We start from the raw sequence: 24,109 nt of genomic DNA on the forward strand, positions 1-24,109 counted from the left end.
AGAGGCAGCCTGAAACTGTCAAGCATTTATACGGCGGCGAACACCCAAAAGTGCGAGAAGGCCGATCAGGAAAAGCCCCAGAACGCCCGGCTCAGGTACGGCGGCAAAGGCTGAAAACTGGGCGGTAAACACCAGATCACCATAGTCCGACGACGATCGCCACATCCGCTCAGTCCAATAGCTGGTGCGGGTGCCATTGTTGAGCCAGAAAAAGCCGCCGTCTTTGTAGCCATCCTTGGCACCCAGGCTGGCCACATAAGCGGTACCCGTCTGTTGTGCAGTCCACTCGCTGGTACTGATGAACGCCACGTAGCTGGCACTGGCATCCAGGACCAAGCCTCCCGTGGCAAAGGTGAAGGCTTCGTAACCGTCCTGGCCACCATTGTTGGTGGTCGACACCTGATCACTGGCAAACAGAATATCGCCGGTCGCGCGCGTAGTGTTACTGTCCCATGCCATCACATACATCGAGAAATCGACCGGCGCGCCCGCGGTCATATCATTGAGGAAGAACGTCCAACTGTCGAGGTAACTCGCCGTTTCCGGAGCCACAAAGGTCTGGCCGTAGGTCGCCGTGTTGGTGTGACCAAAGGGCGATATGCCGGATGAGCCGTTCCACTGGGCGCTGGTATCAATAATCGCTGCCTGAGCAACACAGGCTCCGAAGAGCAGTCCCAAGGCGGCCAGCAGGCGGGTGGCGAATGACATAACAGGATCTCCGAAAGCAGAAGCGACACAATGTCACCGAATTCAACAGAAGTCTAGCAAGCGCCAGGCCACTTTCGTAAGGTCATGATTTTGAAGGATTTGTTAGAATGGCTGGCACATAAAGCCGCACCAGCTGTAAGAATATTCGACGATTCAAGCGCCAACTATTATTGATCGCGGCGTCGACGTAAATGCGCACACCCACGCTGTCGGTGCGCTGGGTGGGGGCGCAAGGCTGACAGCGCCCCCCACCGGGGGCGCGTTCTGAAGACGGCTTAGAAGCCGCCGTTGAAGGTCGGGTGCAGATTGTTCTGATTGTGGTTGCCACCGCCCTCCCAATCGACACCGGCAGTGCCCGCAGGGCCGCGCCGAGTCTTCCATTCGAAGTTGCCCGGATCAGGAATCGACACTTCCCAGACATTACCCACGGTCCAGGTGCCCTCGACGCCACCGCCCCAGCTGGTCAGGATTGAGGGACTTCCGGTGAAATAGAGCGAGTGACCGTAACCCACATCTTTGGTCATACGCAGGGTGATACTCCCCGGCTGACTTCCGGTGGATGCTTCGGGCACCCAGATGGACCAGCCAGTGCCTTCAGACATGTTGACCGGAAAACTACCAAAACCGTTGGCATCGGTGGTGACCGTGCCGCTGACATTGCCGGTGTAATCGTAAAAAGTCGTGTCAGGCTGATGCGAATTGATCCAGTGACTCTGCTGCGTGCCCCAGTTGCGACCGGAAATCAGCATCACCAAACCGGTGCCCGGCACTTCCGCCAAACCTTCACGGACATACGCGTAAACGGCTTCGGTGTTGCCGCTGTACTCGTGGCCCGGGCCGTAAGCAAAGTAACGACGAGCCTCGATCAATTTATCCAGCGTCGGCGCCATACCAAACTCGTCATAGTCCCGCGCAAAGACAGTGGGGACACCCTGTTCTCGCATGAGAATGTAGGCATACGCCTGATTTTTGTAGCTGTTGACTTCCGGCATGCCGTAGGGATTGCCGGCGCGGCTGGTATCGTGATTATCAACAAAAGTGACGGCCTGTTCGGCGCGGTGGCTGTTGACCAGGCCACCCCACCAACGCATGTCTTTATTACCACTGCTCAGGCTAACGAAATCCTCGCGCAGCTGGAAATCAAAGGCGCGCAAATGCGGCGTACCGACATGGTCCAGATAGCCGATGACGTCATTGACCCACGCCTCCGCCACAAAAAACACCTCGTCATTGGTGGCCCACTGCACGTGGTTGACCCAGTCGCGGGTAAAGTCGCTGTCGACGTGGGCAATCGCATCCATACGGAAGCCGTTGAAACCCACGTGGTTGATGATCCACTCACCCCAGGCTTTCATTTCGTCGACCACGTCATTGCGGTTGTAGTCGACGTCATTGCCCATCAGGTAGGGGAAGTGGAAGGTGTTACCCCACCATTTTCCCGGAAACAGGCTGTCATCAATGCCGTTGAACGCGGTCCAGTCCCACTGAAAATTGTGGTAAAGGTAGCCCCAGTCCTGAGTGTAATGGGCATCGCGACCGTCAAGGTTGAACATGGACCAGGCCGTGCCCCAGTTGGGAATATTTTCCTGGGCATCGGCACCCATACGGTGGTTGAACACCACATCGTAGTAGGCCTCGATACCCAGGTTATCCAGTGCTGCCAGTGCGTTTTCCAGTTGCTGGCGGGTACCGTAACGGGTTGGCACGGTGCCTTTCTGGTCAAACTCACCCAAGTCCCAGAAGTCATACACGTCATAACCGACGCTGAAGGTACCAGCCATACCTTTGGCTGCTGGCGGCAACCATAGGGAAGTAATGCCCGCTTCTGCCAAAGGCTGGGCCATCGCCGGCAGGTCATTCCACAAGCCTGGATAAGCATCCCAGTAAAAAGCTTGATACATCGTATTATTGACGAGATGCTCGGGCACCTCGGGCAAGGATTGCTGAGCATTGGCGCCGAGCGACAAGGTCAGCAGTAAAGCACCGGCGATTAAACGACCGGCGGATTGGTACAACCGTTTTGATGAAAAAAACGTCATAAGCATGCCTGTTATTCTTAGCGTTAGTGAGGGTGACTTTCGCGAACGAAGGTCAACGGTGTTGCCGAGAGAATCCCGACGCAGCTTATCCTTTGCTTGAAGATCTCCAGTACCGATAGACTCGCTACCGGCGGAGTGTTGGGAATAGTGACGACTATTATTGGAATGACTGCCGCCTGTTTAAAATCTAAACACTTCGCGCTAGGCTGAACAATATGAATACGTATGCAAACGGTGAGGAGTCGGAATTGTGAACGGTTACAGCGTTGAAATGCGCCACCTGATGACGGCCTTGGCGGCACTCTTTCTGATACTTGTCGGATTTCTGCTACCGGCGTTTGATCAACCCGATGGGTATCACCTGTGGGTTGACCAGCGCACACTTGGGGTTATTCCCAACGCTGGCGACGTGTTTTCCAATATCGGCTTTTTCCTGGTTGGCTGTGCGGGCCTGTTTACGTTAGCCACTGGACGAGCCTTCATTCACGGCCGTCACGAAGCCCGGCTCTGGGGCGCGTTCTTTATCGGCTTGATCGCGACCGCCGCCGGCTCGGGCTACTACCACTGGCATCCCATTGACGCGACATTAGTGTGGGACAGGGCCGCAATGGCGCTGACATTCTGTGCACTTTTTGGGGCGTTGGTGAGCGATCGAATCGGTGCACGGGCGGGCGTTCTGCTCTTTGCGGCATTACTGGTCTATGCGTTGACCAGTATTTTTTACTGGTATGCAGGGCGGCTGGAAGGCGCGGGGGATTTGCGCCCCTATGCCATGGTGCAGGTGGCGCTGTTTGTGCTGATCCCCTGGATACTCTGGCTTTACCCGGCGCGCTACAGCCACAGCAGCTTTTATCTGCTGGCCCTGGCCAGCTACGCATTGGCATTGATCAGCGAATATTTTGATCGGGCGATTTTTGAAGCCACCGCCGTGATCAGCGGTCACTCCCTTAAACACTTGCTCGGGGCGCTGGCCGCCGCCTGGCTGTTGTTGATGCTCAGGCGGCGAAAACCTTGAGCATCAGGACCGTACCCGATAACCCGTTTTGAATATCCAGCACACAATCGCCAGACAGATCACCAGGAACACGCTAATCATCGCCAGACTGATAGTCACTGGTACGTCGGCCGTGCCGTAAAAACTCCAGCGAAAACCGCTGACCAGATAAACCACCGGGTTGAAGAGCACCAGCTTTTGCCACAGGGGCGGCAGCATGGTGATGGAGTAAAACGTACCCCCAAGGAACGCCAGTGGCATAACCACCATGGCGGGCACAATCTGCAAGCGCTCGAAGCCATCAGCACAAATACCGATGATGAACCCCAGCAGACTGAACGCCAGCGCGGTCAGAAACAGGAACCCGAGCATCCACAGCGGGTGGGCAATGGAAAAATCGACAAACAAACGTGCAGTGACCAGAATGATCAACCCAATAATGAGTGACTTGGTCGCCGCTGCGCCAACATAGCCGAGCACGATTTCAAACGCCGAGATGGGCGCCGACAGGATCTCGTAGATGGTGCCCGAAAACTTGGGCATATAAATGCCGAAGGACGCATTCGAGGTGCTCTCCGTTAACACCATCAGCATAATCAGACCAGGCACAATAAAGGCACCGTAACTGACCCCTTCTATGTCCCCCATATGCCCACCAATGGCGGAACCGAACACCACAAAGTACAGCGCCGTGGTGAGCACCGGTGAAGCAATACTTTGCAACAGGGTGCGCCAGGTGCGTGCCAGTTCAAACAGGTAGATGGCTTTGACACCGTAATAGTTCATGCGCGGCGCTCCTCTACCAGACTGACGAAAATATCTTCCAGTGAACTCTGGTTAGTGTGTAAATCCGAGTAGTCCAGACTGAGTGCCTCAAGGTCCCGTAACAACGGTGCAATCGCCGCCTGATTCTGGGTATCGTAGTGATAAACCAACTGATAGCCGTCGTCAGACAGGCTCAGTTGATAACGGGTCAAACGCTCTGGCAGCGCATCGAGTGGTGCCGTCAATTGGACACTCAGCTGTTTGCGCCCCAACTGGTTCATCAGGTTCTGTTTGCCATCAACCAGGATGATTTCGCCCTGATGGATCACCCCAATACGGTCCGCCATTTCCTCGGCTTCCTCGATATAGTGCGTGGTCAGGATGATGGTGACGCCCTGTTCGCGCAGCGCTCGAATCATGGTCCACATATCCCGGCGCAGCTCGACATCGACGCCGGCGGTAGGCTCATCCAGAAACAGGATCTCCGGTTCATGGGCGAGGGCTTTGGCTATCAGCACCCGCCGCTTCATACCGCCGGACAGTGCCATAATTTTGGTGTCTTTCTTGTCGTACAGCGACAGGTCCCTGAGCAACTTTTCCAGATAGGCATCATTGGCCGGCTTGCCGAACAGCCCGCGACTGAACTTGACCGCAGCCCACACGGTTTCAAACATATTCACCGACAGCTCTTGGGGCACCAGGCCGATACTGGCGCGAGCGCGACGATAGTCCTTGACCACGTCCCAGCCGTTGGCGAGCACACGTCCATCGCCGGGGTTCACAATGCCGCAGATGATACTGATCAGCGTGGTCTTGCCCGCACCATTGGGCCCCAGTAACGCAAAGATTTCTCCCTTGTGAATGCTTAGGTCAACGCCCCTGAGCGCTTCAAAACCCGAGGCATAGACTTTCGTCAGCCCCTCGACAGCAATTACGGGTTGCACACAGTCTCCTCAGCCCTTACGCGGGCGCTAGTGGTTGTGGCCTGCGATACCTTTTCTACAGGTCCCCAGACCTGAATCTCGCCCCACCCGGTTTGTGGGTTGAATGATGCGCCGTAACGCTCAATCAGCATCACGTTGCCTAGTTGTGGCCTGGCGGGCTTGAGCCGCGCCGCGCTTAGACCGGCCGCAAAAATATGCTGCACGGTTTGTCGCATGCGGGAAACATGTCCGGCATGCTCAAAAACCGCGTACTGCTGAGCCGGAAGCGTTAATTTATTCCATTCGGACGTGAGTCCATCCAGCGTCGCCACCTGCGTGCAAGCCAGGTAGTCAAACAGCCCAGCATCCTCGCGAACGTATAGGCTGACGCCATAGCGGGTGCGGCCGATTTGCCCAGGCACCCAGCCCTGATAAACGGAAAACTGTTGCCACAAAGGCGCTATTTCCTTCATTGGTCGGGCTTTTATCCGTCGCCGAATACCAGCCAAGTGCAAATCACCACTGTGCTCAAGACGCAACATAACCTTTCACTCCATCGGGTTGCCAGAGGAGCACCGCATCCTAAAACCTGTACTTAGGTTAAGGTCAAGTAAAAAGATGTAGGCGCGCTCGTCTTTGTCTCACACGTCGAGTTCACGTATCGGGCGAACCTCGATGCTGCCCACGCGCGCGGGCGGTATCGCAGCGGCGATACGCAGCGCTTCGTTGAGGTCCTGGGCGTCAATCAAATAGAACCCCGCCAGCTGTTCCTTGGTCTCGGCGAAGGGCCCGTCGGTGATGTGCACCTGCCCTTGGCGCACCCTCACGGTGGTGGCACTCGCCACCGGGGCCAGGGCTTGCCCCGCCAAAAGGTGGTCACTCTCGACCAGGCTCTCAGCATAGGCGAAGCACTCGCGGTCTTCCGGGCTATCGGGCAGGCTGTGGAGCTTGTCTTCTTCACTGTACACCAGGCAAAGGTATTTCATGGTAGATCCTCCGTTAAGGGGCGCGGTTGTCATAACCGGCTGAACTGCCTCTAGTCGCTCGGCGACAGGGCCAATCGACACTCGGCCAGGCGCCGCTCAAGAAAATGCCGTTCTTGTTGTTGCTCGGTCAGCGCCAGCGCCTGTGCGTAGGCCTTGTGCGCCTTCTGCCATTGGCCCAGGCGTCGACACAGATCTGCGCGAGCCGCATAGGCCAGGTAATAGGTATCGAGCGGGCCCTCAGCCAACAGTTGGTCCACCAGTGCCAGGCCCTGTTCGGGGCCATCGCGCATGGCCACGGCAACGGCGCGATTAAGCGCCACCACAGGCGTTGGTGTCGCCTGCAACAGCAAGTCATAGAACGCCACGATTTCATCCCAATCCGTTGCTGCATAGTTGGGCGCCTGCGCGTGCAACGCGGCAATCGCCGCCTGCAGGGTGTACGCGCCTACCACCGGTGCCATCAGCGCGCGGCGCACTCGCTCATCGCCTTCGGCGATCATGATCTGATCCCAACGGCGACGATCCTGGTCTTCCAACAAGACCAACTCACCCTCAGCATCGGTGCGGGCATCGCGCCGCGCTTCGTGCAACAAGATTAACGCCAGCAAGCCCTCCACCTCTGGCTGCGGCAACAACGCAAGCAGCAGGCGGGCCAGCCGAAGGGCTTCCCCGGACAACTCTGCGCGGGTCAATTCAGCACCACTCGACGCGGAATATCCCTCGTTGTAAATCAGATAGATCACCTGCAGCACGGCATCGAGACGCTCGGGCAATTCGGCAGGACCGGGGACATCGTAAGGAATGGCCGCTGTGCGAATTTTTTGCTTGGCACGCACGATGCGTTGCGCCAGCGTCGAGGCCGGGATCAGATACGCCCGGGCGATCGCCTCGGTGGTGAGACCGCAGACTTCCCGCAGGGTCAGTGCCACTTGCGCCTGAGGCGCGAGACTCGGGTGACAGCAGGTGAAAATCAGGCGCAAGCGATCGTCGGGAATACGATCATCGTCGTCGAACACCTCGTCATCCCGGTGCTGATAGAGCTGCTCGGCAATCACGTCCTGAGCGGCATCAAAACGCCCCCGTCGACGCAAGTGGTCAATCGCCTTGAAGCGCCCGGCCGACACCAGCCAGGCCACCGGATTGGCGGGCACACCCGCATCAGGCCACTGACTGAGCGCAGCGGTGAAGGCATCGTGTAGCGCTTCTTCGGCCAGCTCAAAATCCCCCAACACCCGGATCAGGGTCGCAAGTACGCGTCGGGATTCCGCGCGATAAACCTGCTCGATGGCGGCTGTCTGGTCTGTCACCCTGTTCACCTCGTGGCCTTTTCGGTTACCGGTTTGCGGAAGATCAAGTACAACACCGCCCGGACTTGCTATCTTTAAGCCTGCACACCGCCGTCCCGGAGGGAACGACCATGACCGAACGCGTCCTCGTTATTCAAGGCCACCCCGACAACCGCCGCAAACATCTTTGTCACGCCCTGGCCGAAGCCTACGCCGAAGGGGCCGAAGGCGCAGGCAGAGAGGTGCGCCATATCGATATCGCATCCCTGGACTTTCCGCTGCTGAACAGCCAGGAAGACTGGGAAGAGGGCGAGGTGCCAAGCAGCCTCAAAGCCACCCAGGAAGCCATTGAATGGGCTCAGCATCTCGTGCTGATCTTTCCCTTGTGGCTCGGGGACATGCCCGCACTGGTCAAAGCGTATCTGGAACAGGTGGCACGCCCGAGCTTTGCTTTCAATCAGACTGAGAAAAACCCGTTCGCGCGCAAACGCCTGGTCGGCCGTTCAGCACGGGTGATTGTCACCATGGGTATGCCCGCCATGGTCTACCGCTGGTATTTTCGCGCCCACAGTATCAAGTCGCTGGAGCGCAATATTCTGGGCTTCGTGGGTTTCGCCCCGGTGGACGAAACCCTCATCGGCATGGCCGGCAATATGAAACCCGAGGCCGCGCGGAAATGGTTGAGCAAGGTGCGTAAGCTGGGCGAGCGCGGAATGTGAGTTACAACACCATCACCCCATCCGCTTCAACTTGGGCACCCTTGGGCAGCTGGCTGATACCGATTGCCGCGCGCGCCGGGTAGGGCTCGTTGAAGTACTGGGCCATGACCTCGTTAACCACCGGGAATTGACTCAGGTCGGTCAGGTAAATATTGAGTTTGACGATGTGTTTCAGGCTGCCGTTGGCGGCTTGGCACACCGCGCTCAGGTTTTTGAAGACCTGGTGGGCCTGTTCAGCGAAGTCATCACTTACCAACACCATTGTGGCCGGGTCCAGCGGGATCTGTCCCGACAAGTACACGGTGTTGTCCACCTTGATGGCCTGGGAATAGGTACCGATGGCCTCGGGGGCATTCTCGGTGTGGATAACAGCGCGATTGGTCATAGAGGCTCCTCGCCAAACAGGGTAAAAGGGGCCCAGTATAGTCAAGCTACGGGTATCGCGCCAGCGCTCGGCCGGGGTGATGACAGCGCTGCCAAGCGCTCGCCAACTAAGCTATAATCAGCGGCAATCAAATCAGACAATGACTCCCCCAAGCCCAATGTAGACTCGTAGGCCGTTTGGCCTCGCGGGGCGGGGTGGTTTTTCCAACGGACGCCCCAGATGACTCACAGCCTCAGCAAAGCGCGCATGCGCGTGATTGAAATCGCCCTGGCCATTGGTGGTTTTGGTATCGGTACCGGCGAATTCGCCGCCATGGGGCTGATGCCCGGTATCGCTGCTGGCATGGGCGTGACCGAGCCTCAGGTCGGCCATGTGATCAGTGCCTACGCCCTTGGGGTGGTGGTGGGTGCACCGCTGCTGGCGGTCTTCGGGGCGCGCCTGTTCCGGCGCCACCTGCTGATTGGCCTGATGATCTTTTATACCCTGGCCAATATCGCCAGCGCCCTGGCGCCGGATTACCCCACGCTTCTACTCTCTCGCTTCATTGCAGGGTTACCCCACGGCACCTATTTCGGGGTCGCGGCGCTGGTGGTGGTCAACCTCTCGCCCCCGAGCGACCGGGGCAAGGCGGTCAGCCGGGTTCTGATCGGTCTGACCCTGGCGGTGCTGATTGGCACCCCCCTGACCACCTGGATGGGTCAGACCCTCGATTGGCGTCTCGCGTTTGGCTTCGTCGCACTCACGTCTGTGATCACCGCCGCAATGCTGTTCAAGGTCCTGCCCCTGGACCGCGAGCAGGCGCGCAACAGCCCCAAGAAGGAGCTCAAAGCCTTTGTTCAGCCTCAGGTGTGGCTGACCCTGATGGTGGGTGCCACCGGCTTTGCGGGTGTGTTTTGTGTATTCAGCTACCTGGCACCGACCCTGCTTTACACCACGGAGGTCAGCGCCGGCTGGATTCCCGTGGCCATCGCCGTATTCGGCGCCGGCGGCTTTGTCGGCAACCTGGTGGGTGGGTGGCTGTTCGATCGCTTTCAGTTCAATGCAGTGGCGGGTATTCTGCTCTGGAGTCTCGGGGTATTTCTGTTGTTTCCCCTGGCGGCGACAGCACTCTGGAGTGTGCTCCTGTTGATTTTTATGGTCGGCCTGATCGGCAGTATGTCGCCGGTGCTGCAAACCCACTTGATGGACGTCGCGAAAGGGGCACAAACCCTGGCGGCGGCCTCACACCACGCGGCCTTCAACGCCGCCAACGCCCTCGGACCCTTTCTCGGAGGCCTGGCGATTTCCGCGGGCATGGGGTGGACCTCGACCGGCTATGTGGGCGCCGCCACGGCGCTGGTAGGACTGGGCTTTTTCGCCCTGGCGAAGGTCTGGCCCTCTTCAGAAGGCCAGATTCAATAACCGCAGGCTAGTTTTTGCTGCGCTGCACCCGGATGACAAAGCTCATATTGCGAATCCGGCGCATGATGTTGGCCAGGTGAATCCGGTTGTGCACGCCGATGCACAGATGAATCACACTGTTGTGGGCATCACGCTCGCGCACGTTGATATGCTCGATGCTTGCGCCCTGATCCGTAATACGCGTCGCCAGGGTGGCGATGATGCCCCGCTCGGATTCCACCTCGACCCGAATATCTGCCAGGAATTCACCGCTGACATTGGGGGCCCAGTTGACCTGACTGATTTTTTCCGGCTTCTGGCGCAGCTCGGTGATATTGCGACAGGTGTCCTGGTGCACCACCAGGCCTTTGCCGGGGCTGATATGACCGATCACCGGGTCGCCGGGAATGGGACGGCAACAGCGGGCAAAAGTGACCATCATGCCTTCACCGGCATCGATGGTCAGGGGCGCGTGCGTGCTGCCGGTCTTGCCTTTGAATTCGGCTCCCGGCTTGAGCAACTTGGCCACAGCATAGGCCACCCGATTGCCGAGCCCGATATCTTCGAACAGATCTTCCAGCGACTTCATCTTGGTGGCGTCGAGCAGCGCCAGCGTTTGTTCTTCTGTCAGCTTTTCCAGCTCCAGTTGAAGCTCCGTCAAGGCCTTGCTTAGCATCCGCTTGCCGAGCGCGACCGACTGGGTGTGGCGCTGGTGCTTGAGGAAGTGACGAATAGCACTGCGAGCCTTGCCCGAGACCACAAAATTGAGCCAGTTGGGATTGGGCTGGGCGTCCTTGGCGGTGATGATGCTGACCTTCTGGCCACTCTGGAGCGGCTGGGACAGGGGCGCCAGACGACCGTTGACCCGACAGGCGACGCAGTTGTTGCCGACATCCGTGTGCACAGCGTAGGCAAAGTCCACCGGCGTAGCGCCGTGGGGCAACTCGACAATGCGCCCCTTGGGTGTAAACACATACACCTCATCCGGGAACAGATCGATTTTGACGTTCTCGATAAACTCCAGGGAGTCGCCCGCGCGCTGCTGCATCTCCAGAAGCCCTTGCACCCACTGACGCGCGCGATTGTGGCTACTGGTCAACGCATCGTCGCTGGTGGACTTATACAGGAAGTGGGCGGCGATGCCGTTGTTGGCCATCTCGTCCATTTCTTTGGTGCGAATCTGTACCTCGATCGGTACCCCGTGCATGCCCACCAACACTGTGTGCAGTGACTGGTAACCGTTAGACTTGGGAATGGCGATGTAATCCTTGAACTCGCCGAGTACCGGTTTGTAGAGGTTGTGAATCACCCCGAGAACCCGATAACAGGTGTCGACGCTGTCCACGATAATGCGGAAAGCGTAGACATCCATAATCTCCTTGAAGAACTTTTTCTTGGTGCGCATCTTCTGGTAGATGCTGTACAGGTGCTTCTCCCGCCCAATCACCAGGGCCGTGAGGTTTTCCCGCCCCAGCCGTTTTTCGATGGCAGTCTGAATCTGTTCCACCAGCTCCTTGCGGTTGCCGCGCGCAGTTTTGAGCGCGGCCTGCAGGCGACTCGCTCGCAGCGGGTACATGGCGTAAAAACCGCGATCCTCGAACTCCAGACGCATATCATTCATACCCAGACGGTGGGCGATGGGCGCGTAGATTTCGAGAGTTTCCTTGGCAATGCGGCGTTTTTTGTGGGGCGGCATGGCCCCGAGCGTGCGCATGTTGTGCAGCCGATCGGCCAGCTTGACCAGAATCACTCGCAGGTCGTTGGCCATGGCCAAGGCCATTTTCTGAAAGTTTTCTGCCTGTTTTTCGGCGTGGGATTCGAACTCGATCTGAGTCAGCTTGGAGACGCCATCCACCAGCTCCGCCACGGTGCTGCCGAACTGCTTGCTGATGGCTTTTTTGCTGATGCCGGTGTCTTCAATCACATCGTGGAGCATGGCCGCCATCAGACTTTGGTAGTCCATATGCATGCTTGCGAGGATATCGGCAACCGCCAGGGGGTGGGTAATGTAGTCTTCGCCACTGCGGCGCTTCTGGCCGTCATGGGCTTGCTCGGCATAAAAGTAAGCCCGCTTCACCAGATTGATCTGGTTCGGCTCAAGGTAGGACGACAGCCGGTGGCTCAGGGCCTCTATGGTTTGCAACTATGCCTCCGCAACAACTCCCCCGAAACAAGAAACGCCTCTGCTGCGCTCAATGATATCACCGTGCTCGACCGCGCGGGCGGGCGGCTTCAAGCACGGGTCCACTGGGCTTCGGACTTACATCTCTTGTTCGTAGTTTTGTTCCGGTCTCGCCGGCACGATCGGCTCGTCTTTTTCCAGCAAAATGCTCGCGTCTATCAAGCCCTCTTCGATCTCGCGCAGAGCGATAACGGTGGGCTTGTCGTTCTCTTCCGGAACCAACGGTTCCTTGCCACCCACAGCGATCTGGCGGGCGCGCTTGCTGCTCACCATAACCAGCTCAAAGCGGTTGTCTACGTGGTCCAAACAATCTTCAACAGTAATACGTGCCATAAATAGTCCGTGATCAATCCGAGTTGCAGTAAAAATGCGGCCTTCAGGGGGCCTATTATGCGCGAGAAACGCGCGGCCCGCCAGAGCGGGAGAACCGCGCATTGTACATTAATTGGGCAGCGGGTGGTGACTTTTACGCGGCTTCAAGCGCCCGATGGCTGCGGCACCAATTCGGCCAGCAAGGTCGCGTGGCGCCGGGCTTGGCGCGTCAGGCGCAAATGCTGACTGGTAATCAGGGCCTGCAACTGCGCGAGCGCGACATTGAAGTCGTCATTGATGATCAAGTAATCCGCCTCAGCGTAGTGGGACATCTCATTGATCGCCTCGGCCATGCGCGCCTCAATCACTGAGGCGTCGTCCTGACCGCGACCGGTCAGGCGTTCGCGCAAACAATTGAGCGAGGGCGGCAGAATAAACAGCCCCACGGTTTCCGGCATCAATTTGCGCACCTGGCGAGCGCCCTGCCAATCGATCTCGAGAATCACATCCATGCCCTGGGCCACCTGCTGCTCGACCCAGGCACGGGAGGTGCCGTAAAAATTGCCAAACACCTCGGCGTGCTCCAAAAATGCCGATTCGGTCAACATCTGCTCAAACTGCGGGCGACCGACAAAATGGTAGTTGACCCCATCCTCTTCGCCCGGGCGCTTGGGCCGGGTGGTGTGCGATACCGAGACACACACCTCCGGGCTGGACTGCACCAGGGCGTTGACCAGACTGGTTTTGCCGGCACCTGAGGGGGCCGACACCGTATACAGAGTGCCGAGTTTGCTCATGAGGGGCTGCTCTTGGTTGTCAGATAGAAAAGTGAATCCGTTGCGCGCGGCTATTATGGCACACTGCTCGGGGGGAATCAGCGCCGGAAGCCGGGGACAGGCCCGCAGCAGAGACGTGGTCAAACGGCGAGCAGTCGCTCTATAATGGCCCTGTTATACTTGCAGCATGACCCTAAGCACGCCCCCTTCGGCTCCGAGCCTGCACTCGCGTACGAGGTAACCCCTGTGACCCGCCAGGCAAGGCCAGACACCGATGACTACCGTCGACTCCTGCTTCAGGATGTTCCCCTGATCGATACCCGCTCGCCGTCGGACTATTTGCGCGGCTCGCTGCCCAACGCCGTCAACCTGCCGCTGCTGAGCGACGCCGAGCACCAGCAAATCAGCGAGTGCTACCGCATCCAAGGCGAGGTGGCTGCCAGCCAACTGGAAATGCGCCTGATTGACCCCTACGAGCGTGAGCGACGCACGCAGCAGTGGCTCAACTTTGCGCGGGCTCACCCCCAGGGCTATTTTTATTGTGCCCGGGGTGGACACCATTCGCGCCTGTGCAAGGATTGGCTTGCGGCCACCGGCGCCCAGTATCCCGCCGTGAAGGGCGGCTACAAAGCGCTGCGCGGTTACCTGCTGGAGACCATAGAGCGCGTGTTCAGCACCTATCCATTGATGGTAATCACCGGGCACACCGGTGCCGGCAAAACCGAGTTACTCAACCGGCTTGAGAGCGGCCTCGATATCGAAGCGCTGGCCAACCACCGGGGGACGACCTTCGGCAACCGGCGCGGCGGCCAGCCGACGCCCTCGGATTTTGAGAATACTCTGGGCATTGCTTTGCTGCGTCACGAGCAGGCGCGACCGCAGCAACCCTTAGTGATTGAGGAGCATATTCGTCGGGTGGGCCGCTGCCAACTGCCCCTGGCACTGCGCCAGGCCTTTGAGAAGGCCCCCTTATTGCTGCTGCGCACCTCACTGGAAGATCGGGTCGAACACTGCTTTCAAAACTATATTCTGGTCAAATTGGCAGAACATCAGGCACTTGATGGCGAACAGGAAGGGTTTGAACGCTTTACCCAGGACCTGCACCGCTCACTCGAGCGCATCGGCGAGCATCTGGGGGGCGACCGTCTGCGTACCCTTAGCGGGGTCCTCGACTACGCCTTGCGCCGCCATCAAGCCGGTGATAACAGTGCCCACCGGCTGTGGATCCGCCGGCTACTGGAAGATTTTTACGACCCTCTGTACGAGCGCGCACTGGCGCGCAAACGCCAGCGCATCGTGTTTGAAGGCACTGCCGACACCCTCAAACACTATGTCGATTCAAACCTGAAGAACTGAGGTAACAATGACCGAACACACCGTTTTACCCCCGATTGGCCTGGGTACCTTCCGGCTCCAGGAGCAGGTCGTGATCGACTCAGTACTCAGTGCCCTGGCACTGGGATACCGCCATATCGACACTGCAACCTTCTACGAGAACGAGGCGGCGGTAGGCAAAGCCATCCGTGCCAGCGGCGTCCCGCGCGAGGAAATTTTCGTCACCACCAAAATCTGGTGGGACCAGCTCGACGGCGACGGCCCCATTCGCAGCCTCGAAGGCAGCCTGGAACGCCTGGGGCTGACTCAGGTCGACCTGGCACTGATTCACTGGCCTTCTCCCAACGGGGAGGTGCCCATGGCCGACTATCTCGACGGCCTGGGTCGCGCCCGAGCGCAGGGTCTGACCCGCCATATCGGCGTCTCCAACTTTACGATTGCCCAAATTGACGAGGCCCTGGCGCTACCGGTCGGCAAATATCTGGTGACCAATCAGGTGGAAGTGCAGCCTTACCTGGCGAATCGGAAATTGGTCGAGCACTGTCAGCGACGCGGGCTTCAGGTGACCGGTTATATGCCGCTAGCAGTGGGCAAAGTGATGAAGGACCCGGTGCTCAAGGCCATTGGCGAGCGCCACGGTGCCAGTGCCGCGCAGGTGGCCCTGGCCTGGGTTGTCAGCCGAGGCATCGCCGTCATCCCCGCCTCGACCAATCCACAACACCAGCAAAGCAACCTGGAGGCGCTCGAGCTCACCCTGAATGCCGAGGACATCGCTCAAATCGATGCGTTGGACGCAGGCGAGCGCATTGCCAATCCGCCCTTTGCCCCGCACTGGGATCAATAACGCCTAGAACTCGAGGCCACCGTCCCACCAGAGCATCAGGGCCACGGCGGCGATTGAACAGCCGAGCGCGGCGGCGGCCAGCGGCAGCAACTCGGGCAACGCCAGGCTCGGCAAAGTCAGCCCCCACTGGATCACTGCCGGTATCAGAGGCCACAACAGCAATCCAAGCAGGCTCGCCAGTATCAGCGCTGCCAGCAGCAACAACCAGGGCACCCGCCGCCACCAGGCCACCGGCCGCGACTCAGGCAGCGCCGCCATCACCCCGGCGCTGAAGCCATCGTCGGGCAACTCGCGTGACTCGCGCCGCAGGCCCTGAGCGAGCCAGTGTTCAAAATCGTGATCGTCGCGGTTCATGGTGCCGTCTCCCGCCAGGGGGCAAGTAATAACTGCAAGTGCTGCTTGCCCCGATTGATATGGGTCTTCACTGTGCCGAGGGGCAGCCCCAGAATCTCGGCAATCTCTTCGTGGGTAAAGCCTTCCTCCAGCGACAGGCGAATGGTCAGCTGCTGCGCCTGAGACAACTGCGCCATGGCCAGGCCCAGGTCATTGCGCGCATCAATCTGCTCGCTGCTGTGTCCGGCTTGCTCCTCGATCGCGTCCTCACTCAGCCACTCCCGCTGTTTCCGTCCCTCGCTCACAGCCAGATTGAAGGCAATACGGTAGAGCCAGCTGGAAAAACGCGCCTCCGCACGAAAGCTCGCCAAGTGTGTATAGCCACGAATAAACGTCTCCTGGGCCAGGTCGTCGGCAGCGTGACTATCGCCCCGGCACAAACGTCGGGCCCAACGCCGCACCGTCGACTGGTAGCGAAGCACCAGTTGCTCATATGCGTGCCGATCCTGCAGGAATAACACCCGCTCAATCAGCTCCCGATCGGTGGCCATGACTCAGTCCTGAGCCGGAAGCCGACGTTCACCCAGTTTAAGCGCTACCAGCTTGGCGATGCCTACGGCCAGAAAAAGCATGCCGATACTCGCCCACTTGATCCCGCCAACCAGCCCGAGGGCCAGCGCCAGGCCCACCCCCCAACCGATAAAGTGGATCGCCGAGGACTGCTGACTGTCCGACGGGCCCTTCGGAGTCTGCTGATCGAGCACCTGTTGTGGTACCGGCTGACCAGCCTCGAGAAACTGTTGGATAGTTTCTTTTTGCAAACGCAGGCGCTCGCGCCGGCTGCGCAACAGGAAGTACACCACCAGCACCAGGGCCACCAGGGGTGCACCGAAGATCATAAAAATGGCGAAGTAGGCAATAAACGGCACACTGCCATCAGCGCTGGCCTGCATGGGATCAAAACCCCAGGCGGCGCTTAGGGGCAGGAGCACCAGTGCAGTGCCGGACAGTAATCGGAGCATCGGGTTCATGGCATCTATCCTCGTATGACAGCTATCCGCACTGACAGATTCGGTGCGCGACCAATGGTGGTCTGTACATTTAGGACGCCTCGCCCGAGCATTTGGATTCACAGCGCCTGCACTTTTTCCGCACCACAACGCGCGCAGCGAAACTGGGTCACCAGCTTGCCCTGCTTGACGTCAAAGGTGCGCTCGGTCACCACCAGCCATTTATGAAAACCGCTACGACAAAGGGTCTTGCCCTTGTGTTTTTCCTTGGGGCTGGGGCGCTTGAAGGGCACCACATTATCAGTCATAAGAGGGTCTCCAGGTCCGCGATCGACGTCAGGGTCTGAGCCGGTGGCGACAGTCGCGTCTCGTCACCGGGCTGGTACTTCCCGGTCTTCACCAGGCGCGCCTCCAGGCCCGCCTGAAGGGCGCCGTCGACATCACCAAAGACATCGTCACCAATCATCAAGCAGTTCTCAGGGGCTAATCCGGTGGAGTTGACCACCTCGGCAAAAAACGCCGCACTCGGTTTGCCCATAACCACCGGCTCGGCATCCGCCGCCCAGGCAATCGCCCGAACAAAGGGCCCGGCATCGAGGCTCAGCACATCACCGTCACGAAAATACTTATTGTCGCCGATCGCAATCAGCGGGCAACCCTGTTTGACCAAGCGGAAAGCGCGGTTTAGGTTGGCGTAACTCAACCCGTCTCGGGCATCGCCAAGCACCACGCAGTCAGGCGCCTCAGGTGGCACCCCGAACACCGCCTCAATCGACGGGTGCACCAGCGTGTAGGGCTGCATGCCCCGCGCTTGCACATACCTCAAGGCGGCATCGGGGGCAGTAAACAACTCCTCGGCCTCGACATTGAAACCCAAGGCCTGCAACTTGTCGAGAATCTGCTCCCGGGATTTGGTCGCGGTGTTGGTGACAAAGCGCAACAGCCACCCCTGCTCTCGGGCGTGCGCCACGGCCTCAAGGGCGCCAGGCAGCAGCCTGTCGCCGTCGTAGAGAACGCCGGACAAATCCAACAGCAAAGCTTTAGTCATAACGAGCTCCCGTGATTTATCGCCAGTTCACTCTCAAGTATAGGCATTGAGCAGTCGCTCATCATTGCGTCGAGGGTCACCAATGTTAGAATGGGCGCCAACGACAACCGACGACAATGGATTATGACGCTCGCCAACCCGACCCTGACCGCCCGCCTTCTGCGCCTCGGCCTCTTCCTTTTTACCGCCGCTGCCATCCTCGCCCCCTTCAGCTTGGCCAATGCCCAGCAGGAGCCCCTGCGGGTACAACTGCTATGGGAGCACCAAAGCCAGTTTGCCGGGTTCTACGTCGCCGAGGCCCGTCGGCACTTTGAGGCGGAAGGCCTGAGGGTCGAACTGATCCCAGGAGGTCCGGGCATCAACCCCATCCAGGAGCTGCAAGCGGGCAATGCCGACGTCGCGGTTGCCTGGCTGAGTGACGCTTGGGCCAACAGTACCCGGGACAACCGCGCCGTCAATGTCGCGCAACTTCTATCCGGCGGTGCCATGACCGTAATCTGCCGCATCAGCGGCGGGGTGATCGTGCCCGAAGACATTCGCGGCAAGCAAATCGGCTATTGGGGCCTGGGCGACGACGAGATCGTCAAAGAGATGTTACGCCGCCTGGAGATTCCTCTGGACTCGATCGAGCTGGTGCGTCAGCGCCCCCACGGGCTGGACCTGATTGAGGGCACCCTGCCCTGCGCCACCGCCATGACCTATAACGAATACTGGCGCATCATGGCCGCCGGTGTACCCGCGTCCGACCTGGTGCTGGTGGAGCCCGAGCGCTTTGGTCTGCCTCATATTGAAGACGGCCTCTACGCCCTGAGCGATCGCCTGGAGTCGGATGTCTTTCGCGACCAACTGACCCGCTTTGTGCGCGCCCTGCGCCAGGGCTGGGTTGAGGCCTGGGCCGCGCCCACGCTCGCGGTCGAGTCGGTGATGCGTAAGAACCCGGACCTGGATCGCGACCACCAGCGCCATATGCTCGAGACGGTGCTCAGCAACCTGCCCAGCGACCCGGACGACTTCGGCCGTTTTGATCTGACCCGCTACGACTATGCCTACTACAGCTGGCTGCGCAATATTGACGCCAACGGCGAACCCCCGCACATCTGGACTCACCAGATCTGGAACCAACTGCTCCAGGAGGAGGGCCGAGCCACGCCCCTGACCGAGGCCACCCGCCACTACTCATCGCGTGTACTGACTCACCCGGCATTCAATGCGTTCGTACTCATAGGGGTGCTGATCTATGCCCTGTCGGGCGCACTCGAGGCCATCAAGCGCAAGTACGACCTCTGGGGCCGATTGATTCTGGCCTTCCTGTCCGGAATCGGTGGCGGTACTCTGCGCGACCTGCTGATCGGTCAGGAGCGAATTCCGTTTTACTATGTACAGAATGTCGCGTATCCGCTGGGGATTCTACTGGTGGTGATTGCCGCCTCGCTGGTGACCTCCATTTTCGAAGATGTACAGGAAACCAAAACCTTCAAGAAAACCAAAACCTATGCCGACCTGATCGGGTTTTCGATTCTGGCCACCAGCGGCGCCCAGATCGCCCTGGCCTCAAGCCTGCCCTGGTACTGGGCACCGGCGTGTGCGGCTTTGACCTGCGCTGGCGGCGGTATGCTGCGGGCCATCGTCATCAATCAGGAGCCCATGACCTTCAAAGGCGTCATCTATGAAGAGGTCGCCCTGATCGGCGCCGCATTGTTCCTCGGCGGGCTCTTTGTCGCCAACCACTTTGAGGCCACCCCCATCCCCGTGTACCTGAGCGTCGGCCTGTGTCTGTTTACAATTCTCGGGCTTAAAATCCTTGTGCACGAAGGCAACATCAAATACCCGCACTTCAGCTTTCTGCACCGGGATAAACCCGAACAACCGGGAGATGAGCACTAGGGCCTGGCGGTTTCCTGTCTGACGCTGTGTATCCTTTGATCGCTTTCGCCGAAACGCGCTCAAGAGCGCCTCGGCGCCAATCACTGACAAGGTGTACACGGGGTTATCCACAGATTGTGTGGATAAGGGGCACCCTATTCAATATTCTGGATCTGTTCGCGCATCTGCTCAATCAACACCTTGAGCTCCACCGCCGCCTGAGTGGTTTTGCTGGCCACTGACTTGGACGACAGGGTGTTGGCTTCGCGGTTGAGTTCCTGCATGAGAAAATCGAGCCGGCGGCCGATGCTGCCTTTCTGTTGTAGGGCGAGCTTGACTTCGTTGACGTGGGCGCCGAGGCGATCCAGTTCTTCATCGACGTCGGCCTTCTGCGCCATCATCACAATTTCCTGCTCCAGGCGCTCGGGGTCGAGGTCCACATCCAGGGCGGCGATTTTACTTTGCAGGCGCTCTCGTTGGGCGCTGAGAATCACCGGCATGGCTTCGCGCAGCTCCGCGACCAGGTCATCAATTCTATCCAAACGCTGTTGGATAAATTGCATCAGCTCCACCCCTTCGCGGGTGCGATGAGCCACCAACTGTTCCAGGGCTTGGTTAAAGAGCCCTAGTGCGGCCTGATTCAGCTGGTCGCGATCCAACTCTTGCTGCCGCAGGACGCCCGGCCAACGCAATACCTCAAGGGCATTGATCGGGGCGGCGCGCTCCCCCAGGTGGGCACTGATGCGCCCCGCCGCTTGAGTAAGCTGGGCAACACGTTGTTCGTCCAGGTTCAGCTCGGTGACGTCACTGTGTTCACGCTGAAAACTGAACGCGGCCTCAAGCTTGCCCCGCTGCAAGGTACTGCGAATCTGCTCCCGAAGCTTGGGCTCGATGGCGCGCACCTCTTCCGGCAGCCGGAACATGGGTTCCAGGTAGCGGTGGTTGACGCTGCGCACTTCCCAAATCAGGGTTCCCCAGGGCAGTGTCTGCTCGCTGCGGGCAAATCCGGTCATACTGCGGGGCATGGCGTGTCTCCAATCTGGCGGTTACGACGGCGGGCGCAAGCTGGTAGAGTATGCACCCTCATTACTGTGAAACCGGATAGTAACACAGGCCACGGAACACCTACGGCCTCCGAAAACCCCCATTATTTCTGAAGGATTGCCTATGCAACGCCCGAGCGGACGCCAGCCCGACCAGTTACGCGATATTCGCCTGACCCGCCACTTCACCCGCCACGCCGAGGGTTCGGTGCTGGTGGAATTTGGTGATACCAAGGTCGTGTGCACCGTCAGTGTGATCGACGGCGTACCACCGTTTTTGCGCGGTCAGGGCCAGGGCTGGATTACCGCCGAGTACGGCATGCTGCCACGCTCCACCGGCAGCCGCATGAACCGCGAGGCGGCGCGCGGCAAGCAAACCGGACGCACCGTGGAAATTCAGCGCTTGATTGGTCGCTCACTGCGTGCGGCTATCGACATGAGCCAACTGGGCGAATACACCCTGCAGATTGACTGCGATGTGATTCAGGCCGACGGCGGTACCCGCACCGCGTCCATCACCGGCGCCTGGGTGGCCCTGGCCGACGCCATCGCCTGGATGCAGCGCGAGGGCAAGCTGAAAGCCAGTCCTATGATACGGGCGATTGCGTCCGTGTCTGTGGGTATTTATCAGGGTGTGCCAGTGTTGGATCTGGATTACCCGGAGGACTCCGGGGCCGACACCGATATGAACGTGGTCATGGGTGACGATGGCGGCATGATCGAAGTTCAGGGCACCGCGGAAGCCGAGCCGTTCAGCGAGGCGGAGTTTGCAGCCATGTTGGGCTTGGCCAAAAAAGGGATTCAAGAGTTGACGCAGTTACAGCAGGCGGCGTTGGCGGAGGGGTAAATTTTAGGGGCGGGTGCCTCAGTGTCGGATTAGCCCGCAGGGGGTAATCCGACTCTGATGCACTGAGCATCAACGAAGGCCATCAAAGCTCGATGTCGTAATCCACAATCACCGGCAGGTGGCTGGAAAACTGCTGCATTTTGTAGATGGCCGCATGCTCAACCTTGTGCCCAATACTGGCCGACACGATCTGCATATCGGTGCGCCAGCCCTCACCTTCGTCGAGGTTGCCACTGGGCCACCAACTGTATTCATCCGGGTCCTTGATCGCCTTGCGGAAGGCGTCGACATAACCCAACTGGTTGAACACCTGACTCATCCACTGGCGCTCGTGGGGCAGAAAACCCGACTCGTGCTGATTTTCTTCACTGTTGGTGACGTCGCGCGGGGTGTGCGCCATCTGCCAGTTGCCGGTGAAGATATACTCACGGCGCTTGCGGGTGATCTTGTCCATATGCGCCTGCACATCCTCGAAGAACTTGATTTTCACCTCTTGGGATTCCATTTCCGAGGTAGCACTGGGGGCCAGCAGCGAACCAACACTCAGGTTTTCATAATCGATCTGCAGGTAGCGGCCTTCCATATCCACGCCCGAGGCGAAGCCCAAGCCGTAGATCAAGGCTTTGGGCTGCTTGCGGGTATAGATGGCGACGCCATTATAATGCGGCGTTCCCGAATCAAAGTAGTAGGCAAAATAACCGTCGATGTCGAACTCGGGCTTGTCGAGTTCGGGCTCGAGTGCCCGCAGATCCTGCAAACAGATGACATCGGCATCCTGACTTTCAAGCCAGTCATACAGTCCACGTTGCGCAGCCTGGAATATCCCATCGACGCTAAGATTTATTACTCGCATGTTAGCCCCTTACTTTCGGACTGTGTATGATACCTGAGCGACGGCGAATTGTGTCAAATCGTAACACTTTTATTGTGAAAAAACGTTCGGCTGTGACCAACACTGCTCAAAATATGAACAAGGCGCCATTATTGAAGTGTTTTTCGGCGCTGATTGCCTTTAAAATTAGCTTATTTAAGAGATTTGTCCATGCAAAAATACCAGCAGGCCTTTATCGAGCTGGCCATTGAGCACCAAGCATTGTGCTTTGGTGAGTATACGCTGAAATCCGGCCGAACCAGCCCTTATTTTTTCAATGCGGGGCGCTTCCAGACTGGTGCGGCACTCGCCGCCCTGGGGCGCTACTACGCCGATGCGGTCGCCGCGTCCGGCGTGCCATTTGACCTGGTGTTCGGCCCGGCTTATAAAGGGATACCGCTCGCGGCCACGACAGCGGTCGCACTCGCGGATCATCATAACCGGGATCTGCCTTATACGTTCAACCGCAAGGAAGCCAAGGATCACGGCGAAGGCGGCACCCTGGTGGGTGCGCCGCTGTCTGGACGCCGGGTGCTGATCGTCGATGATGTGATCACTGCCGGTACCGCCGTGCGTGAAGTGATGCAGATTATCGAGGCCGCCGACGCCAAGCCCGCCGCCGTATTGATCGGGCTCGATCGCCAGGAGCGCGGGCAGGGTGAACGCTCGGCCATCCAGGAGGTAGAGGAGCAATTCGGCATACCCGTGGTCAGTATCATTACCTTGACCGACATTATCAGCTATTTAGAGCATCAGGGAGACAACACCGGGCAGCTGGAAGCCATCAAAGCTTACCGCGATCGCTACGGCGTCGCCTAACCGCAGCGGAAACCGCCATGCGCTATCTTTTGATTGTCACCGCCGCGCTGATGTTGAGCGCCCCCTTGCAGGCCTCCGAGGAGATTCCCCGGGGCGCCCTGTTCCGCTACGTCAACGACGAGGGAGTCCAGGTGATCAGCCAGAGTATCCCGCCCCAATATGTGGGCAGCGGCTACGAAATTCTGTCCCGCTCCGGGCGCGTGATTCGGGTCGTACCGCCCGCACCGACGGAGGAGGAGCGGGCGAAAATGCAGAGCGCCGAGCGCGAACGCCTGGAGCGCGAAGAGCGGGAGCGGGAGCTGCGTCGGCGCTATTCCAGCGTTGCTGACATCGAGGCGGCAAGCCGCCGCAGTGTCGCTGAACTACAGGGCAACCTGAGCATACTGCGCGGCAATCTCAACAGTGTGCGCGGGCAGATCGAGCGCCTGGAAACCCAGGCCGCCAACCAGGAACGCAGTGGGCGCGAGGTCAACGAATCGGTATTGACTAATCTGGAGACTTTGCGGCGCGAGGAGCGTGACCTGGAGCGGCAGATTGATCAGCGCCGGACAGACATCGAAGCCACCCGTGAGAGCTATGAAGAGGATATTGAGTTCTTTGAGCGGATTCAGCGTCGCCGCTAAGCCCGCGGCCGCTCTCGG

27 protein-coding genes are annotated in these 24,109 nt (G+C 59.0%); 9 read left to right on the top strand and 18 right to left on the bottom strand.

Features of this window, described 5'->3' with window-relative positions:
* Positions 1-18: 18 nt before the first annotated feature.
* Positions 19-708 (bottom strand): PEP-CTERM sorting domain-containing protein, encoded by a 690-nt coding sequence (locus DKW72_RS06815; protein ID WP_111641583.1) that lies wholly within the window; start codon positions 706-708, stop codon positions 19-21.
* A gap of 275 nt (positions 709-983) precedes the next feature.
* Entirely contained in the window at positions 984-2,747 is a 1,764-nt protein-coding gene (locus tag DKW72_RS06820; protein WP_198411247.1) for an alpha-amylase domain-containing protein, read from the bottom strand.
* A 250-nt stretch (positions 2,748-2,997) separates the two neighbouring features.
* On the opposite strand from DKW72_RS06820, the gene DKW72_RS06825 reads away from it, so the two are divergent.
* Positions 2,998-3,762: an alkaline phytoceramidase gene (locus DKW72_RS06825; protein WP_111641585.1), complete on the top strand. Its 765-nt coding sequence runs from the start codon at positions 2,998-3,000 to the stop codon at positions 3,760-3,762.
* 3 nt (positions 3,763-3,765) lie between these two features.
* Here the strand turns inward: DKW72_RS06825 and DKW72_RS06830 are convergent, their stop codons facing one another.
* The 5 genes from DKW72_RS06830 to DKW72_RS06850 all read right to left on the bottom strand — a co-directional run bounded on the left by DKW72_RS06830 (position 3,766) and on the right by DKW72_RS06850 (position 7,722).
* Positions 3,766-4,527 carry an ABC transporter permease gene (locus DKW72_RS06830; RefSeq protein WP_111641586.1) on the bottom strand — a complete coding sequence of 254 codons (762 nt, stop codon included), beginning with the start codon at positions 4,525-4,527 and terminating at the stop codon, positions 3,766-3,768.
* Positions 4,524-5,450: an ABC transporter ATP-binding protein gene (locus DKW72_RS06835; RefSeq protein WP_111641587.1), complete on the bottom strand. Its 927-nt coding sequence runs from the start codon at positions 5,448-5,450 to the stop codon at positions 4,524-4,526. The genes DKW72_RS06830 and DKW72_RS06835 overlap by 4 nt, the downstream gene beginning before the upstream one ends.
* On the bottom strand, positions 5,438-5,971 hold the full coding sequence (locus DKW72_RS06840) for a GyrI-like domain-containing protein (RefSeq protein WP_111641588.1): 534 nt from the start codon (positions 5,969-5,971) through the stop codon (positions 5,438-5,440). The genes DKW72_RS06835 and DKW72_RS06840 overlap by 13 nt, the downstream gene beginning before the upstream one ends.
* Before the next feature lie 99 nt (positions 5,972-6,070).
* Complete coding sequence (locus DKW72_RS06845; RefSeq protein ID WP_111641589.1) at positions 6,071-6,415, bottom strand: YciI family protein; 345 nt, start codon at positions 6,413-6,415, stop codon at positions 6,071-6,073.
* Between the two features lie 50 nt (positions 6,416-6,465).
* Positions 6,466-7,722 carry an RNA polymerase sigma factor gene (locus DKW72_RS06850; RefSeq protein WP_198411248.1) on the bottom strand — a complete coding sequence of 419 codons (1,257 nt, stop codon included), beginning with the start codon at positions 7,720-7,722 and terminating at the stop codon, positions 6,466-6,468.
* 110 nt (positions 7,723-7,832) lie between these two features.
* On the opposite strand from DKW72_RS06850, the gene DKW72_RS06855 reads away from it, so the two are divergent.
* Complete coding sequence (locus DKW72_RS06855) at positions 7,833-8,420, top strand: NAD(P)H-dependent oxidoreductase (RefSeq protein ID WP_111641591.1); 588 nt, start codon at positions 7,833-7,835, stop codon at positions 8,418-8,420.
* A gap of 1 nt (position 8,421) precedes the next feature.
* Here the strand turns inward: DKW72_RS06855 and DKW72_RS06860 are convergent, their stop codons facing one another.
* Positions 8,422-8,805, bottom strand: coding sequence for a RidA family protein (locus DKW72_RS06860; protein WP_111641592.1), 384 nt, complete (start codon positions 8,803-8,805; stop codon positions 8,422-8,424).
* A 219-nt stretch (positions 8,806-9,024) separates the two neighbouring features.
* Here DKW72_RS06860 and DKW72_RS06865 point away from each other — a divergent pair, with 219 nt between their 5' ends.
* Entirely contained in the window at positions 9,025-10,206 is a 1,182-nt protein-coding gene (locus DKW72_RS06865; protein WP_198411249.1) for an MFS transporter, read from the top strand.
* Between the two features lie 7 nt (positions 10,207-10,213).
* On the opposite strand, the gene spoT is transcribed toward DKW72_RS06865, so the two are convergent.
* From spoT to gmk, 3 genes are all read right to left on the bottom strand, one after another.
* Positions 10,214-12,328 (bottom strand): bifunctional GTP diphosphokinase/guanosine-3',5'-bis pyrophosphate 3'-pyrophosphohydrolase, encoded by a 2,115-nt coding sequence (gene spoT, locus DKW72_RS06870; RefSeq protein WP_111641593.1) that lies wholly within the window; start codon positions 12,326-12,328, stop codon positions 10,214-10,216.
* A gap of 117 nt (positions 12,329-12,445) precedes the next feature.
* Entirely contained in the window at positions 12,446-12,700 is a 255-nt protein-coding gene (rpoZ, locus tag DKW72_RS06875; protein WP_111641594.1) for a DNA-directed RNA polymerase subunit omega, read from the bottom strand.
* A gap of 143 nt (positions 12,701-12,843) precedes the next feature.
* Positions 12,844-13,476: a guanylate kinase gene (gene gmk / locus DKW72_RS06880; protein ID WP_111641595.1), complete on the bottom strand. Its 633-nt coding sequence runs from the start codon at positions 13,474-13,476 to the stop codon at positions 12,844-12,846.
* A gap of 144 nt (positions 13,477-13,620) precedes the next feature.
* Here gmk and mnmH point away from each other — a divergent pair, with 144 nt between their 5' ends.
* Together mnmH and dkgB are read left to right on the top strand one after the other, a co-directional pair.
* A complete protein-coding gene (mnmH, locus tag DKW72_RS06885) occupies positions 13,621-14,811 on the top strand; it encodes a tRNA 2-selenouridine(34) synthase MnmH (protein WP_111641596.1) in 1,191 nt (396 codons plus the stop codon).
* 7 nt (positions 14,812-14,818) lie between these two features.
* A complete protein-coding gene (gene dkgB / locus DKW72_RS06890) occupies positions 14,819-15,634 on the top strand; it encodes a 2,5-didehydrogluconate reductase DkgB (protein ID WP_111641597.1) in 816 nt (271 codons plus the stop codon).
* 3 nt (positions 15,635-15,637) lie between these two features.
* On the opposite strand, the gene DKW72_RS06895 is transcribed toward dkgB, so the two are convergent.
* From DKW72_RS06895 to DKW72_RS06915, 5 genes are all read right to left on the bottom strand, one after another.
* Positions 15,638-15,988: a hypothetical protein gene (locus DKW72_RS06895; protein ID WP_111641598.1), complete on the bottom strand. Its 351-nt coding sequence runs from the start codon at positions 15,986-15,988 to the stop codon at positions 15,638-15,640.
* Complete coding sequence (locus tag DKW72_RS06900) at positions 15,985-16,518, bottom strand: RNA polymerase sigma factor (RefSeq protein ID WP_111641599.1); 534 nt, start codon at positions 16,516-16,518, stop codon at positions 15,985-15,987. The genes DKW72_RS06895 and DKW72_RS06900 overlap by 4 nt, the downstream gene beginning before the upstream one ends.
* A gap of 3 nt (positions 16,519-16,521) precedes the next feature.
* Positions 16,522-16,998 carry a DUF6249 domain-containing protein gene (locus DKW72_RS06905; protein ID WP_111641600.1) on the bottom strand — a complete coding sequence of 159 codons (477 nt, stop codon included), beginning with the start codon at positions 16,996-16,998 and terminating at the stop codon, positions 16,522-16,524.
* 98 nt (positions 16,999-17,096) lie between these two features.
* The gene (locus tag DKW72_RS06910) at positions 17,097-17,285 is read right to left on the bottom strand and encodes a hypothetical protein (RefSeq protein ID WP_111641601.1); all 189 of its coding nucleotides are present in this window, start codon (positions 17,283-17,285) and stop codon (positions 17,097-17,099) included.
* Positions 17,282-18,025, bottom strand: a complete 744-nt coding sequence (locus DKW72_RS06915) for a TIGR01458 family HAD-type hydrolase (RefSeq protein ID WP_111641602.1) — start codon at positions 18,023-18,025, stop codon at positions 17,282-17,284. Before DKW72_RS06915 ends, DKW72_RS06910 begins: the two co-directional genes overlap by 4 nt.
* A 123-nt stretch (positions 18,026-18,148) precedes the next feature.
* Between DKW72_RS06915 and DKW72_RS06920 the strand changes: the two genes are divergently transcribed.
* Entirely contained in the window at positions 18,149-19,909 is a 1,761-nt protein-coding gene (locus DKW72_RS06920; RefSeq protein WP_198411250.1) for an ABC transporter substrate-binding protein, read from the top strand.
* A gap of 134 nt (positions 19,910-20,043) precedes the next feature.
* Here DKW72_RS06920 and DKW72_RS06925 read toward each other — a convergent pair whose 3' ends face one another.
* A complete protein-coding gene (locus DKW72_RS06925; protein ID WP_111641604.1) occupies positions 20,044-20,913 on the bottom strand; it encodes a YicC/YloC family endoribonuclease in 870 nt (289 codons plus the stop codon).
* Between the two features lie 142 nt (positions 20,914-21,055).
* On the opposite strand from DKW72_RS06925, the gene rph reads away from it, so the two are divergent.
* Positions 21,056-21,778: a ribonuclease PH gene (rph, locus tag DKW72_RS06930; protein WP_111641605.1), complete on the top strand. Its 723-nt coding sequence runs from the start codon at positions 21,056-21,058 to the stop codon at positions 21,776-21,778.
* A gap of 82 nt (positions 21,779-21,860) precedes the next feature.
* On the opposite strand, the gene DKW72_RS06935 is transcribed toward rph, so the two are convergent.
* Positions 21,861-22,631, bottom strand: coding sequence for an exodeoxyribonuclease III (locus DKW72_RS06935; RefSeq protein WP_111641606.1), 771 nt, complete (start codon positions 22,629-22,631; stop codon positions 21,861-21,863).
* Between the two features lie 189 nt (positions 22,632-22,820).
* On the opposite strand from DKW72_RS06935, the gene pyrE reads away from it, so the two are divergent.
* Positions 22,821-23,468: an orotate phosphoribosyltransferase gene (pyrE, locus tag DKW72_RS06940; protein ID WP_111641607.1), complete on the top strand. Its 648-nt coding sequence runs from the start codon at positions 22,821-22,823 to the stop codon at positions 23,466-23,468.
* Between the two features lie 17 nt (positions 23,469-23,485).
* Positions 23,486-24,091 (top strand): hypothetical protein, encoded by a 606-nt coding sequence (locus tag DKW72_RS06945; protein WP_111641608.1) that lies wholly within the window; start codon positions 23,486-23,488, stop codon positions 24,089-24,091.
* The last annotated feature ends 18 nt before the right edge of the window (positions 24,092-24,109 follow it).

It is taken from the genome of Marinimicrobium alkaliphilum (assembly GCF_003259155.1).
GTDB lineage: Bacteria > Pseudomonadota > Gammaproteobacteria > Pseudomonadales > Cellvibrionaceae > Marinimicrobium_A > Marinimicrobium_A alkaliphilum.

What these genes read in the sequence shown, in the direction of transcription:
- DKW72_RS06945 (WP_111641608.1), top strand. Translation starts at nt 23,486, where the DNA reads ATGCGCTATCTTTTGATTGTCACCGCCGCGCTGATGTTGAGCGCCCCC.
- DKW72_RS06855 (WP_111641591.1), top strand. Translation starts at nt 7,833, where the DNA reads ATGACCGAACGCGTCCTCGTTATTCAAGGCCACCCCGACAACCGCCGC.
- DKW72_RS06820 (WP_198411247.1), bottom strand. Translation starts at nt 2,747, where the DNA reads ATGACGTTTTTTTCATCAAAACGGTTGTACCAATCCGCCGGTCGTTTA.
- DKW72_RS06920 (WP_198411250.1), top strand. Translation starts at nt 18,149, where the DNA reads ATGACGCTCGCCAACCCGACCCTGACCGCCCGCCTTCTGCGCCTCGGC.
- DKW72_RS06845 (WP_111641589.1), bottom strand. Translation starts at nt 6,415, where the DNA reads ATGAAATACCTTTGCCTGGTGTACAGTGAAGAAGACAAGCTCCACAGC.
- DKW72_RS06925 (WP_111641604.1), bottom strand. Translation starts at nt 20,913, where the DNA reads ATGCCCCGCAGTATGACCGGATTTGCCCGCAGCGAGCAGACACTGCCC.
- pyrE (WP_111641607.1), top strand. Translation starts at nt 22,821, where the DNA reads ATGCAAAAATACCAGCAGGCCTTTATCGAGCTGGCCATTGAGCACCAA.
- DKW72_RS06865 (WP_198411249.1), top strand. Translation starts at nt 9,025, where the DNA reads ATGACTCACAGCCTCAGCAAAGCGCGCATGCGCGTGATTGAAATCGCC.
- mnmH (WP_111641596.1), top strand. Translation starts at nt 13,621, where the DNA reads ATGGCCCTGTTATACTTGCAGCATGACCCTAAGCACGCCCCCTTCGGC.
- DKW72_RS06900 (WP_111641599.1), bottom strand. Translation starts at nt 16,518, where the DNA reads ATGGCCACCGATCGGGAGCTGATTGAGCGGGTGTTATTCCTGCAGGAT.
- DKW72_RS06830 (WP_111641586.1), bottom strand. Translation starts at nt 4,527, where the DNA reads ATGAACTATTACGGTGTCAAAGCCATCTACCTGTTTGAACTGGCACGC.
- DKW72_RS06905 (WP_111641600.1), bottom strand. Translation starts at nt 16,998, where the DNA reads ATGAACCCGATGCTCCGATTACTGTCCGGCACTGCACTGGTGCTCCTG.
- rpoZ (WP_111641594.1), bottom strand. Translation starts at nt 12,700, where the DNA reads ATGGCACGTATTACTGTTGAAGATTGTTTGGACCACGTAGACAACCGC.
- dkgB (WP_111641597.1), top strand. Translation starts at nt 14,819, where the DNA reads ATGACCGAACACACCGTTTTACCCCCGATTGGCCTGGGTACCTTCCGG.
- DKW72_RS06935 (WP_111641606.1), bottom strand. Translation starts at nt 22,631, where the DNA reads ATGCGAGTAATAAATCTTAGCGTCGATGGGATATTCCAGGCTGCGCAA.
- DKW72_RS06840 (WP_111641588.1), bottom strand. Translation starts at nt 5,971, where the DNA reads ATGTTGCGTCTTGAGCACAGTGGTGATTTGCACTTGGCTGGTATTCGG.
- gmk (WP_111641595.1), bottom strand. Translation starts at nt 13,476, where the DNA reads ATGAGCAAACTCGGCACTCTGTATACGGTGTCGGCCCCCTCAGGTGCC.
- DKW72_RS06860 (WP_111641592.1), bottom strand. Translation starts at nt 8,805, where the DNA reads ATGACCAATCGCGCTGTTATCCACACCGAGAATGCCCCCGAGGCCATC.
- rph (WP_111641605.1), top strand. Translation starts at nt 21,056, where the DNA reads ATGCAACGCCCGAGCGGACGCCAGCCCGACCAGTTACGCGATATTCGC.
- DKW72_RS06895 (WP_111641598.1), bottom strand. Translation starts at nt 15,988, where the DNA reads ATGAACCGCGACGATCACGATTTTGAACACTGGCTCGCTCAGGGCCTG.
- DKW72_RS06915 (WP_111641602.1), bottom strand. Translation starts at nt 18,025, where the DNA reads ATGACTAAAGCTTTGCTGTTGGATTTGTCCGGCGTTCTCTACGACGGC.
- DKW72_RS06910 (WP_111641601.1), bottom strand. Translation starts at nt 17,285, where the DNA reads ATGACTGATAATGTGGTGCCCTTCAAGCGCCCCAGCCCCAAGGAAAAA.
- DKW72_RS06815 (WP_111641583.1), bottom strand. Translation starts at nt 708, where the DNA reads ATGTCATTCGCCACCCGCCTGCTGGCCGCCTTGGGACTGCTCTTCGGA.